Annotated in this window: 10 protein-coding genes; 6 read left to right on the top strand and 4 right to left on the bottom strand. The window is 65.5% G+C overall.

What is annotated here, in order from left to right:
* Nucleotides 1-450 precede the first annotated feature (450 nt).
* Together GSE44_RS16900 and GSE44_RS16895 are read left to right on the top strand one after the other, a co-directional pair.
* Complete coding sequence (locus GSE44_RS16900) at nt 451-2,559, top strand: NACHT domain-containing protein (protein WP_159350008.1); 2,109 nt, start codon at nt 451-453, stop codon at nt 2,557-2,559.
* 33 nt (nt 2,560-2,592) lie between these two features.
* Complete coding sequence (locus GSE44_RS16895; protein WP_159350007.1) at nt 2,593-4,929, top strand: hypothetical protein; 2,337 nt, start codon at nt 2,593-2,595, stop codon at nt 4,927-4,929.
* Between the two features lie 746 nt (nt 4,930-5,675).
* Here the strand turns inward: GSE44_RS16895 and GSE44_RS16890 are convergent.
* The 4 genes from GSE44_RS16890 to GSE44_RS16875 all read right to left on the bottom strand — a co-directional run bounded on the left by GSE44_RS16890 (nt 5,676) and on the right by GSE44_RS16875 (nt 9,734).
* On the bottom strand, nt 5,676-6,818 hold the full coding sequence (locus GSE44_RS16890; protein WP_159350006.1) for an AAA family ATPase: 1,143 nt from the start codon (nt 6,816-6,818) through the stop codon (nt 5,676-5,678).
* On the bottom strand, nt 6,815-7,801 hold the full coding sequence (locus GSE44_RS16885) for a DUF7146 domain-containing protein (protein WP_159350005.1): 987 nt from the start codon (nt 7,799-7,801) through the stop codon (nt 6,815-6,817). Before GSE44_RS16885 ends, GSE44_RS16890 begins: the two co-directional genes overlap by 4 nt.
* Nucleotides 7,802-8,070: 269 nt before the next feature.
* Nucleotides 8,071-8,295, bottom strand: coding sequence for a helix-turn-helix transcriptional regulator (locus GSE44_RS16880; protein ID WP_201306114.1), 225 nt, complete (start codon nt 8,293-8,295; stop codon nt 8,071-8,073).
* Between the two features lie 194 nt (nt 8,296-8,489).
* Nucleotides 8,490-9,734 (bottom strand): tyrosine-type recombinase/integrase, encoded by a 1,245-nt coding sequence (locus GSE44_RS16875; protein ID WP_159350004.1) that lies wholly within the window; start codon nt 9,732-9,734, stop codon nt 8,490-8,492.
* Nucleotides 9,735-10,394: 660 nt separating this feature from the next.
* On the opposite strand from GSE44_RS16875, the gene GSE44_RS16870 reads away from it, so the two are divergent.
* The 4 genes from GSE44_RS16870 to GSE44_RS16855 are packed head-to-tail and all read left to right on the top strand — an operon-like array spanning nt 10,395 to nt 12,756.
* Entirely contained in the window at nt 10,395-11,303 is a 909-nt protein-coding gene (locus tag GSE44_RS16870) for a hypothetical protein (RefSeq protein ID WP_159350003.1), read from the top strand.
* Between the two features lie 59 nt (nt 11,304-11,362).
* The gene (gene tnpA, locus GSE44_RS16865; protein WP_159350002.1) at nt 11,363-11,809 is read left to right on the top strand and encodes an IS66-like element accessory protein TnpA; all 447 of its coding nucleotides are present in this window, start codon (nt 11,363-11,365) and stop codon (nt 11,807-11,809) included.
* Nucleotides 11,806-12,162 carry an IS66 family insertion sequence element accessory protein TnpB gene (gene tnpB, locus GSE44_RS16860; protein WP_159350001.1) on the top strand — a complete coding sequence of 119 codons (357 nt, stop codon included), beginning with the start codon at nt 11,806-11,808 and terminating at the stop codon, nt 12,160-12,162. The genes tnpA and tnpB overlap by 4 nt, the downstream gene beginning before the upstream one ends.
* A gap of 18 nt (nt 12,163-12,180) precedes the next feature.
* Entirely contained in the window at nt 12,181-12,756 is a 576-nt protein-coding gene (locus GSE44_RS16855) for an IS66 family transposase (RefSeq protein ID WP_235924900.1), read from the top strand.
* Nucleotides 12,757-12,919 lie beyond the last annotated feature (163 nt).

Genomic DNA, 12,919 nt, shown 5'->3' with positions numbered 1-12,919 from the left:
CGCGCCGCGGAGGCTTCGCTCGCTGAGAGCTCGATCACCCGCGACGGTATACGTTGCGTCATTGCCGTTACCCTCGACAGCATCCATTGCCTCCTCGCGGTAGCCCTCGCGAACAACAACTCCAGCAACGTCGGGCTTCCCTTCCCGGATGCGGATACTTATTGAAGTCACGAGCTACGTAGCCCTGAGTGATCCGGTGATCCGGTGATCCGGTGATCCCGTGCTCTGGCAACGGCACGACGTGAAGCCGATGTGGTCAGGCCAAGGAGGCCGGTCCCGGGATGAGAGGGGCGTCTCGACGTTTGAACGTGCCTCGGGCGGCTCGCACTTGGGCGTACCCAAGTGAATCGTCCTCGGAAGGCGAGCGTCGCTGATGGCCGGCATTAACTGCTGAAAACTCGCCCACATGGGGGGGATCGCCGCTTCGCTTTCGAGGAGCTCTGCTGCCAGTTGGCTGCCTTGGAGAAGAGCCCGGATGGCTCGCGGTTCTTCCGCAAGGGGCCGGGCGGGGATGCTGGGGTGGAGTGCTACCGGGCCGAGCCCGACGGCACGGAGGTAGGCTGGCAGGCCAAGTTCTTCGACGAGTTCAGTACGTCGCAGATCCAGCAGCTGGACAAGTCAATCACTAACGCCTTGGAGCGCCACCAGCGCCTAAAGAGGTACGTCGTCTGCCTTCCGGTCGACCTGAGCGATAGCCGCGTCGGCAAGTCCCAGACGCAGCTTAAACGCTGGCAGGAGTGGGTGCAGAAGTGGTCGACCGCCCGAGGTGGTGGAAAGAAGCCGCTCCTGATCGAGCTCTGGGGAGCGTCCCAGCTGACCGACCGCCTAACACGCGACGATCCACACCACGCCGGACGCCGGCTCTACTGGTTCGACGAGACTGTCCTCTCCCCGGATTGGTTCGGACGGCAATTCGCCCGCGCGGCGGCCGACCTGGGAGCGCGATACTCCCCGGAAACGGACGTCAACCTTCCCATCCGCAGCAAACTCCTCGCCTTCGCCCGCGACCCGCTGGTCGCCCGCGAAGCCGCGGCGCTCGCTGACCGCCTGGACGAGAAGGGGCAGGCAGCAGCCAATGCGATGACCCGCCTCGGGTGTGTGACAGAATCGGCCGTCCCCGTCGATATCCTCGCGCTCGCTCGGCCGATCCTCGCCGACCTGGAGCGGATCGTCGGTGCCCGCCCAGCCGACCCTTTGCCGTGGCAGGATGTCTCCAGGGGTGCAGCCGCCATGGCCGCGGCGATCCGAACTCTCCACGACTGGATCAGTAGGGTCGCTCCTGGCGTGAAGAAGGGTTCGATATCGGACCCGGCGAGTTCGGCTCGCTCCGAGCTCTTCCGGATCTCGGATGCCGTCGACGATTTGAAAGAGGTCGCGGATGGTCCTCTTATGCGGCTGACCAACACGGCCTCGGTCGTTCTCTGCGGCGAAGCAGGTGCAGGGAAGTCCCATCTCCTGGCCGACATGGTCGCGGATCAACTCCGCTCCGGGAGCCCTGCCCTCCTCCTCCTAGGGAACCGCTTTTCAGGAGACGAGCCCTGGACGTGGCTCCAACAGCGACTTGGCCTTGGCCACCTCGCCCGCGATACGGTTCTCGGCGCCTTGGACGCGGCGGCCGAGGCCACGGGGCGTCGCGCACTCATCCTCGTGGACGGTATCAACGAGCGCCCGGGCCTGACGCACTGGCGCGATACGGTCGCCGGCTTTCTCCAGACGGCTCGCTCCTACCAGCACATCGGGATCGTCCTATCATGCCGGACGACCTACCTGCCGTACTTCGAGGAGTCCCTTCCCGAGGACAGAATACCCCGGGTGGAGCATGTCGGGTTCGCGGGGACCGATGGACAGGCAGCGGCCGCATACCTCGCAGGACGTGGGATCGTTAGGCCAGGCGCCCCCTACTTTTCCCCCGAGTTCAACAATCCCCTCTTCCTGAAGTCCTGTTGTGACCTGCTCGACCGGGAGGGCAGCAAGGTGATGCCACGTGGCCTGCGCGGTATCACCCAGGTGCTCGATTTCTACCTCAGGGCCGTGACTGCCTCGATCGAACGCCGGCTGGACCTTTCACCGAGGCTGAAGCTGCCCCGGAAGGCGCTTGAGGCCCTGACGCTAGAGGTCGTCGCGCGCGGCAATAACTCTGTCCCATTTGTGGACGCGCACGCGATCACAGAAGGAGTAAGATCGTCGAACGGAAGGGCCGACGAGGATCTCCTGACGCTGTTCGAGAACGAGGGCTTGATTACCGTTGAGCCATCCGGCCCCGATGAGGACGCATCCGACCACGTCCGATTCACCTTCGAGCGTTTGACCGACCACCTAGGCGCTAGGCGGCTCCTTGACGAACACCTTACCGAGGATCCTGCTGCGAGCTTCGCTCCGAATACGCCGCTCGGTTCGATCATCCGCGGAGACGATGCCTTTGCCCTGAGCGGCCTCATCGAGGCTTTGGCTGTCCAGGTTCCCGAGCAGGCCGGTCGCGAGTTACCCGACCTCGTCGAAGGCCTCCCTCTCGGTCACCCTTGCTGGCGCGGCTTCAGGCGCAGCCTGCTCTGGCGATGACAGGAATCCTTCAGCGCGAGGACGCTCGAGCTCGTGCGGCAGGCGTCGCGAACAGACGATGGCGACTTCTACCTCCAGACGCGCCTCCTAATTGCCTCGGAGCCGGAGAACCGCTTCAACGCAATGCACCTCGACGGTTGGCTTCGCGGTCTCACGATGCCGGATCGTGACGCCGTCTGGTCCGTGGGCCTCTCACGACGTTTCGAGTGGGGAGGCCCCGACGATCCGCTCCACGTTCTCCTCGAATGGGCGACCGACGCGGCGGGCGAGGAGATCGAAGCCGATCGCGCCCGCCTCACTGCGATCGCCCTCGCCTGGACGTTTAGTACCTCGCATCGGCAACTCCGAGACCGGGCGACGAAGGCGCTTTCCGCCTTCCTCGCACCCCGGCTCTCCCTCGCGGCTGAGCTCGTGGAACACTTCCGCGAACTGGGCGACCCTTACGTCGTCGAACGCGTACTCTGTGCCGCTTATGGAGCGGGCATGCTCGCACCACGATCCGACGGCTTGGAGCGGCTTGCCGGAACGGCTCTGAACCTCCTCAAGCCTCCGTCGTGCCCGACCCACCTCCTGTCGCGGGATTACGCCCGAGGCATCGTCGCGCTCGCGGCTTACCGGGGTGCGCTGCCTTTCGGGGTGCACGCCGACGATGCTGCCCCCCCATACGGCAGCCGCTGGCCGCTAGAGCGGCATTCGAAGGAGGTGATCGAGGGATACGTTGAGGAGGGAAAGACCGGAGTCTATCGGGACAGCATCGTCCAATCGACGGGTGAGTTCGGTGACTTCGGTCGGTACATCGTCAGCTACCGTGTCGGGAGCTTCGGGGTCGCGCCCGCACGCGCCGACGGCCATGCGCCGACGCATCCCGAGCTCTTTCACGAATGGCTTGAGGAGTTTGCAACGCGAGCGACAGGCGAGCAGATGAAGGCGTTGGGTGAATACCTCCACATTCTAATTGTCGCCATGGATCAGGGCGGACCTATGAAGGAAGAGCTCAAAGGGAAGGCTGCCGCCCTTCATGAGACGTTGAAGGCTGAGGATCGCGACACCTTTCGGGAGCATGGCGGCCCCACGGCGATGGAGTGCGGAGTTCCAGGTAGACCCCGCTCGACCGCTGCGACCTTCGACCTCACATGGGCATCACGCTGGATCTGCTGGCGCGCGCATGAACTTGGCTGGACGCCGGAACGCTTCTCGGCATTTGAGCAACACTTCGCTCCCCACCAGGGCCGCATGGACCATCGCATCGAGCGCCTAGGTAAGAAATACCAGTGGATCGCGCTTCACGAACTGCTCGCTCGCCTTTCGGACAACGTCGCGTTCATCGATGACGCATGGGCAGACAAGGGAAGCCGCTACGTCGGCCCCTGGCAAGTCGGAGCAAGGGATATCGACCCCTCGCTTGTCCTGAGGGCTACCCATGCAATGCACACGAACCCGAAGTGCTGGTGGGCGGCGCCCCGCCCGCCGCTCCCGTACCTGTCGCCTACGGAGCGCATGGCGTGGATTGAGCACGACGGCGGCCTGCTGAACGACCCCTCCCTGATTGAGGTCGCGGACCCATCTGGCCGCCGCTGGCTCGTGCTCGACACCTTTACGGAGTACCGGCGTGCGCCGAGAGTCGGGGGTCGACGTCACACCCAGCAGGAGACGTGGTACCGGGTGAGGTGCATCGTCTGCAGGAAGTCGGACACCGCCCGCCTTGCTCGAGCCTTAGGCGGCCACTCCCTGACCGACCCGCATTCCCTCCCAGGACACGACAGTGCTTACGGACAATTCCTGGGCGAGCATCCCTGGCACCCCGCTTGGTCCCACATCGAAGACTGGATGGATCTACCGCGTAAGTTCGATCCGAAGTCCATACGGATTCGGCGCCCCTCGATCGAGTACGTCGCCGAGCGCGGGGGCTACGATTACTCGTTTGATGACACTATGCGTTTCAGACTTCCGAACGCGTGGCTCCTGCAGGCTCTCGATGCTCGCCTCGCGAACGGGAGTCGGCCGACGTATCTCGGCCCCGACGGCCGGATCGTTTTCCTCGATCCCTCGATCGCTGAGGAGGGGCCCTCGGCCGCCCTCGTTGATCGCGAGGCCTTCCTGAGGATGCTCGAACGTGACGGGCTGGCTGCTGTCTGGATCGTTGCGGGCGAGAAGAACGCCTACGGCCGCAGCGGGTGCAGCGTGGGCGATTTCAATTTCGGCGGCAGCCGCCTGCACACCGGGGTCTACCGTCACGAACGAGGGAGGCTTCAGGGCACCCTGCATTCCGAGAAACTGATGCCGTCCGAGGGCCAGAGGGTGGCCTTCCTCGGAGAGAAATCGGACGCGGCTGAGAGAGAGCCCTGGAACCCTGCCGCCGGGAACACGTGATCGGCCACTACCCCTTCAAGGACCCACGCGCCCCAAGGAACATCGCGTCTCAGCAACCGAAGACGAGTTCGTGAGGGACACCGGTGCCTATTGTTCAGCATGAGGTCCAGCGGGCGCAGTATGGGCGGCGACGCTCGCCTGACCTGAGGCGGGTCGGGCACCTTTTTCGCTTCGGCTGAGGCATCCGATACCGCGGTGGTGGGCCGGCGAGCGGGGCCGCGCTTTGCCGCCGCCCTGAAGAATTGTGCGGGCCGCGTCACAATCATGCTCGGCGTAGCGGAGTCCCTCAACGCTTCCAAGCACGCGGCGCCTTCTGCCGGCGCCATCGCGGAAGACCCGAGAGCGGCGCGGCCTCTCCTGCCTATGTGCACGCCCTGAAGCGGACCGTCCGTACTCTACCAAGACTGCGCCTCCATTCGCCGACGGTGGCGGACGGAATCATCGGGGGGCCAGGGGTTGTCAAAGTACAACGTGCCGGGAACTCCGTACCGCACGGAGGTCTCACGGAGAGATTTCACAGTTCCGATCAGTGAAATAATTCATCCCCGAAGCTCAGAACCCGCTGTCGCAAAGTCCACTTCACGTGCCCGCTTCTTCCCGCGATGGGGATGTAGGGATCGCGGATCGCGGATCACCCCCAAGGGGGGGTGATCCGATCCGCATACGCCACTCGGATCATCTTCGACTGATCCGCTTTCGTCCGCCGCCATCCGCACCTCGACGCACCGATCGTCCGCGATGTCAGGTCAGTTCCAAGCGCGTACACCTTCAGCCTTAACCAGCCAGACCCAGCCGTCGCGAGTGGCGATTTCACCGGCATTGACGAGGGTGCTTACCGCGGCCCGGAATACGCGATCTCGGCTTTTCCGGTCACCCGCATGGGACAGGTCGCGGCTTTCGCACTCCAGCCGCCACCGCTCTTTTGAAACGCCCTTCAGGCCGGTCGGGAAGAGCACTCCCACTGGGAGTGGCGTGCTTTCCGTGTTGATGATGTCACACAGGAAAAGCAGCGCCTTCCGTGCATTCGGCGCAAGGGACGGCGGTGGGGGGCCAGTGTCCTCGGCCTCTTCTGCGATGCAGGTGTAGCGCGGCTCGCCATCCTCGTTAGACGCAAGCTCCACGGAACGGAGCCGGAACGGAAGAATCTCTCCATCCGCATCGTCCTTTGCAGCTTCCACCTTCGCGATACTTGGCTCTCCCTTGGTCACCTTCACGCTCAGGTCGGCCGCACCCAGTAGTGCGCTGGAGCCCCGCAGCGAGCCACCTTCCTTGGTTCCATGGTGGATGACGGCAACATGGGAACCGCTCTCGCTTCGCAACCGGTCTACGCTGGCGACGAAGCCACTCATGTCACGCGCTGCATTCTCGTCACCATCACCGAAGGTACGGGCCAGAGTATCAAGCACGATAAGGTCGGCCCGCATATCGCGGGCTGCCGAGATCACGTCCTCCAGATCGTCGGATGGCGGGCCGATCGTGGCGCGCTGCGCAATATAGCGGAATGCATCGCTTGCATCCCCAAGAAGATCCCGCAAGACCAATAGCCGCCCCGCGAAGCCACCTTCGCCTTCTGCTGCCACGTACAGAACTCGACATGGTCGGGCCTTCTTGCCCCAGACGGGCATCCCCAGCGCAAGCCGATAAGCAATAAGCAGGAGAAGGAACGACTTTCCGCACTTTGGCGCACCCCACCACAGGGATAGCTCGCCAGGCGCGATGAGGCCGCGAAGCAGATAGTTACGCGGCGGCGCGTGTGCTGCGTCATCAAGTCCGAGCAGGTACAGGCGACCATAGGGCTTTCCCCGCGCAGGCGTGGAAGGCGTGAACCGCTCCTCGCGGGCCCCGGCTTTGAGCAACGCAGCTTCGGGGTTGTATACGCCGCCCATCATGCGGCCTCCTTCTGCTCGGGCAGTGCATCGTCCCAATCACCAGCAGGGGGCGCGAGCAGGCGGGCCCTTCGACCTGCTGCGCTCCATCGGCGGCAGCATTCGCGCGCCGCTTTCATCCCGGCTTCGTCTGCGTCCGCAAAGACAGTCAGGGAGCCGATGCCCTGCAGAACCGGGAAGCTGCTGATCGCGCCAGCGCTGCTGGCAGCCCAGACCGGCGCCCATGCTGCCCGCTGCATCACGGCAAGCGCGGTCTCGATGCCCTCCGCCAAGCCTAACCCCCTGGCGATCCTACAGTCGGATACAAGGCGGATCACGCCGGCTGCACCCAGCATGACCTTGCTGCGCTCACCGTCCGCTTTGCCGCCTCCATCCGGCCGAAGGTAGGTAACATGCGCTCCACAGGGCTCGCCTGTGCCTGCATCGGTCATGAGGGCGATCTGCGCAGGTCCGTGCGGGCCGAAGGTGCTATTGCGCCATGCGCGTGGGTGAAATCGAACTGGTGCACCGGCGCGTAGCGACAGTCCGCGTGTAGCGAGATAGGCCTCCACGACGGTGCCGGCAGGGTCCACTGCCTCACGCCATAGCTCACGAGCCTTATCAACACTCCAGCTGTTGCAGGCAGCAGGGCCTTCACACGGGTTGTACAGCTCGCGCGTTGGCGCCGGTCGCCGCGTGATCGAAGAACTGGATCCAACACATTGCCGCTCGCCCAACCACTCCAGCGTCCACATGTAGGCGTCACGCATCGACACACGGTGGACGTGCGCGATCAAGCCTAGTGGGTCACCGCCACAACCTGCCTCATGGTCATGCCAGCTTCCGCGCTTCGCGCCTGAGACCACCACGCTCAGTGATCCCTTCCGGCGGAAGCGCAGTTCGCCGCGACTGCGGCTCGTGGATTCCCCCAGAAGCGTGCGAACCAAGTCGGCCATGCGCTCGCCGAGACGGGCATTCACGGCCTGGATGTCTGGGTGCGCCTTCATGCGCGGGGTCCCTCTGCAAAGAATTCCGCGATCGTACTTGCCTGCCGGCGCGAAATCCGCGCGTGCCCGATCGAGCAAGTTGCAATAGGGCCCACAAACATCCGCGCTTCCGCGCCATCAACGGTGATGGCGCGGTCATCATGCACTCGTAGCATCATGTCAGCCTTCTAGGCTGCGCAGCTCTAGAACCGCGGGCGGCGATGGCGTATGTGAGGTGCCGCACATCACTACGCCTTCCGCAGCCCCGCCGGTCCGCCGCGCGGGGTTGTCTATTGCTTGGCTTCGCCGCGTCCGGCGCCGATTACCGCTGTGGGCTGAGCGGCGAGGAAGGCACGCACGCTGGTGGCGTCCACAAGCGTGGTCCGACCCAACTTGATGAGGCGGATTTGGCCGGCAGCAGCAAGGCGGTAGACGGTGCTGCGCGAGATGCCGAAATGCTCGCGCATCCGCGGCAGCGGGACGGCCTCAGGGGCCGTCTTGTTGGTCGTATGCATCGGTGTCCTGTCTGTCACATCCCCAGAAGCCCCCGGGGACGCGTGGGCACTATACCCTGCGGGCAGTGGCGCTCTTCTGGTGCGCGCCTCACGGCACATGGTCTGTTCTTTACTAGGCGTATGTGGCGAGTCTGGCGCTGCCGATGCCGATGCCGAAGCGCTGCCTTCTGTAAGCTCTTCGTTGACGGGCAGACTCAGGCCCGGGCGATTACCTGTTCGATCGAGCAGTAGTTAGCCCATTCCTGCATGAGCACACGCCGTTTGGCGAACAGGTCGCCACGCCGATAGGCCGCTTCGACCTTGTCGTTGATGGTATGGGCCAGTGCCGCCTCCGACACCGCATGCGGCGTGCTGGTGGCCTCCTCGCACCAGTCGCGGAAGGTGGATCGGAAACCATGGGCCGTCAGGTCGCCCCGCTTCATCCGGCGTAAAAGCATCAAGATTGCCATGGAGGAGAGCGGCTTACCGCTGCGCTGGCCGGGGAACACGTAGCCCTCGCCCTTGGCCTGCCCCGGCAGGAGCATGGCCTCCAGAACGGCCAAGGCGGCCGAGGAAAGTGGCACTCGATGCTCGCGCCTCGCCTTCATTCGGCCGGCCGGCACGGTCCAGGTGGCGGCCTCCAGATCCACCTCGGACCATTGGGCCCCGAAGACCTCGCCCGAGCGAGCCGCGGTTAGGATGGCGAACTCCAGCGCTCGGGCCGCAGTCGCCCGAATGCTCCGTAGCTGCACCATGAAGGCCGCCATCTCCTGCCAGGGCAGGGCCGCGTGGTGCTGGACCATGGCGACCTTGCTGCGACGAGGCAGCAGGTTCGAGAGATGGCCACGCCACTGAGCAGGATTATCGCCCTGCCGCCAGCCGCGGGCCGCCGCATGGGAGAGGACCGCCTCGATCCGGCCCCGCACGCGGGAAGCGGTCTCGGGTTTCTCGGTCCAGATCGGCTGCAGTGCCCGCAGGACATCATCCGTCCTGATCTCGCCGACCGAGCGGTCCCCGAAGAACGGGTAGGCATAGGTTTCCAGGGTTGAGCGCCATTGGGCTCGGTGCTTGGCGTTCCGCCAGCCGGCCTCATGAGCGGACAGGTGATGCTCCGCCACTTGGCGGAAGGTGCGGGCCTCTGCCTCTGCTTCCGCCTTAGCCTGAGCCTCTGACCTGGAGAGCGCCTTGCGATGCTCCAGCGGGTCGAGGCCCTTACGCAGAAGAACTCGAGCAGCTTCTGCGGCGTCGCGGGCCTGGGCCAGCGTCAGTCCTGCCTTACCGTCGGCATGGAATGCACCGAGGCCCATCTCGCGCGCACGCCCAGACCGCATGAAGCGGAGCGTCCACTTGCCCGCACCCGGGCCAGCAATGCGCAGGTAGAGGTTGCCTCCGTCCGCATGAGCGCCCGGCTTCCCTTTGGCAACCAGAGCCTTGACCGCTGTCGCCGTGAGGTTGGCCATTCCCGTGCCTCGGTCCACAAGATCGTCCACAAGTGTCTTGTGGACTGGTCAGGAGCAGTATGGAGCGCGCAGGGACAGGCGGGAAGCTAAAATCCCTGGTTCACCACTGCTTCTAGTACCGAAGTGGCACTTCTAGGAACCGCCTGTGACAAGGGTTTGGCGGACACCCCATCCGCCACCCGCCAATGATGATCCCAGGAATCCTTGTATGATCCGCACAGAATTCGCGGGCGCGGGGCCAAGGCCGGCACGCTAGGCTCCGCCCTCGCTGGTAGATGACGATGGCTGGTTAGAGGGTCACGGAGCGAGGACTGCTGGTGCGGCTGACGGCGGGCGCCGTCCCATCGCCTCGGGGTACGAGCCATCCCTTCCCCCTCTCCAGTTCTTGTTAACGTTCCGCCCCTAGAGTGCTCCCCGCGACCCCAAAAAGGAGTCACGTCGTGGAAGGAACACCCTACCGGAGCCTCCCAGCTCTGGTTTCAGGCGGAGGCGAGCAGCTGGGCCGCCGCGCCAGCGCTCGCGGTCCGGGCCGCCCAGTCGCCCCTCGGCGTGCGCGCGTCGCAGTGGCTCTGCCAAAGGTTATGGTTGGGTCGCTGCTTCAGCGAATGACACGAAACGGGTGGTTCCGGGCCGCCGTGGCGTCCGCAAAGGCGATCATCCATGACGCCAAAGCCACGGAACGTGGTCGCCTTCGTTGGAAGCATCCTAAACGACATCCTGGCGGTTCAGAGCTTCCGCTTCATGGAGGTGCTGCGCCCGGTCGGATATGCGGGACACGTGCTCGACCTCCGGTCGCCGGACATCAGCCAGCAGCTTACAGAACTCCTGGTGGACGGCATTGCCTTCGCCTGGGGTTATGCCGGTGTTGGCGCCCGGATGGGAAGCGGTGATCAGAACCTCTGGACGTCCACCAAGGTCCCGTTCGTCTCGGTTCTGGCAGATCCTCCGTTCTGGCTGGCCCGCAATCACAACGTACCCTCGGAGTGGGTCGTGAATGGTTATGTCTATGGCGACTGGCTGAACTTCCAGAAAAGATACATTCAGGCGTCTCAGATCTCGAGCCTGCTTCCTATGGGCGTGCTGCCTAACCCCGACCGGCATTCGATTCCCTGGGAGCGTCGCCCCGTCGCGATGGCTTACGTCAAAACTGGGAGCGACCCGCGAAAGCGGTCTGCATCCTGGGAGCACCTACCGGCGCGTGTGAGCAGGGCTCTACGCGAGGCTGCAGCTATCCTGGTCGACCAGCCCACTGGCGACCTGGTCAACATCGCCGTCGCGACATTCCGCGCCTTCGGCCTCCACATTGAGGAGAGACGGCCAATGCTGTTCGGGATGCTCCACGAGCTCGACCTGTACATCCGTGCCGTCCGCGCGACGAGGATTGCCCAGGCTTTGCTTCCCCTGCCGGTCGAGATTCACGGTGGCGGTTGGGAACACCTGTCGCCCGAGGCGGAAGGAGCGCGCGCTGTCTTCCGGCCCGCTTTCAGGGCGTCCGAGCTGGATCCGTTCTTCGCCAACTGCCGCTGGTTAATCAACTCGACGCCGAACTTCTCCGTAAGCGCGGCGTAGTTGCCCTTCTTGCGCAGTGTCGTTGACCTCGCGAGGTAGGCCGTCGCGGAGGTGTTGCGATGGCGCGATGGGTGGCGAGTACGAGTGCCAGCACTGGTGCTAGCACTGGGGCGATGGAGCGGGTGGAGATCGTCACCCGCGGTGCGCGGCGGGATTACACGGCCGAGGAGAAGGCGGCCTTCCTGGCAGAGGCTTCCGAGCCGGGGGCACGGGTGCTTGAGGTGGCGCAGCGGCACGGCATTTCGCCGAGCCTGATCCACCGTTGGCGGCGCGAGGCCGAGGGCAGGCCGGTGAAGCGCAGGGCGGCCCCGCGCCCGCCGCGGCTGGTGCCGCTGGTGGTCGGGCCAGGTGTTCCGGCCGCGGTAGAGGAGGTCGTCGCGCCGCCTGTCCGGGAGACGGTCGGGGCGGCGATCGAGGTTGTGTTGCGGAACGGCCGCGTGCTGCGGGTTGGCGGCGAGGCGGAGGTGGCGGTGCTGGCCCGGCTGGCCGCGGCGCTGGAGGCGTGATCGCGCTCCCGGCGGGGGCGCGCATCCTCCTCGCCACGCAGCCCGTGGACTTCAGGAAGGGGGCGCATGGCCTGGCGGCGCTGGCGGCCGAGATGCTGGGCGAGGACCCGTTCTCGGGGGTGGTCCTGGTGTTCCGGTCGCGCCGTGCGGACCGGATCAAGATCCTGGTCTGGGATACGAGCGGCCTTGTGCTGGTCTGGAAGCAGCTCGAGGGCAACGTGTTCCGCTGGCCGCCGATCGTCGATGGCGTGATGCGGCTCAGCCCGGTCGAGTTCGCAGCGCTGTTCGACGGCTTTGATTGGTCGCGCATGCAGACGCCGAAACGGGTTCCCAGGCCGACTGCGGCTGCATAGACTCGGCGTGCAATGCGCGTGGCCGACACCGAGACGGCGGACCTCCCGGACGACCCCGCAGCCCTGCGGGCGCTGCTCTCTGCGGCGTTGTCCCGGTGCGATGCGCTGGAGGCGGAGCGGGACGGCATCGCGGCCGAGCGGGACGCGCTGGCGGAGCGGAACGAACGGCTGCGCCATCTGCTGGAGAAGCTCCGACGGATGCAGTTCGGCAGGCGGTCCGAGCGCCTGCCTGAGGATCAGCTCCAGCTCGCGTTCGAGGAGCTCGAGGCCTCCATCGCCGAGGCCGCGGCCGAGGCGGGCAAGACCTCTCCGGAGCAGCGGGAGGGGACAGTCCGGCGCCGCCGTGCCGGGCGCGGGCGGTTGCCCGCGCACCTGCCCCGCGTCGAGGTGGTGCTGGCGCCGGAGGCGACGACCTGCCCCTGCTGCGACGGCGCGCTGGTTGAGATCGGGATCGACACGTCTGAGCGGCTGGACGTGACCCCGGCGAGGTTCCGGGTTCTCGTCACGCGCCGCCCGAAGCTCGCCTGCCGAGCCTGCCCCGGCACCGTGCTGCAGGCGCCCGCGCCACCCCGCCTGGTCGAGGGCGGGGGATAGCGTCCGTCAACGTGGTGGAAATTGCATTTGGGTTTAAGGTGGCCACGGCTCAGGCGGCTCTGGGTGGAAGTTGCAGGGTTTCGTTGGTGGGTGCCGGGTTGAGCATCTCGCCCATGGCCTCGACGCCCATGTAGCGGTGCTGCAGCTGCCATTCGTCGTTGGC

The organism is Muricoccus harenae, assembly GCF_009848505.1.
In the GTDB taxonomy this organism is placed as follows: domain Bacteria; phylum Pseudomonadota; class Alphaproteobacteria; order Acetobacterales; family Acetobacteraceae; genus Roseomonas; species Roseomonas harenae.
This window is presented reverse-complemented; position numbering and strand designations above follow the sequence as displayed.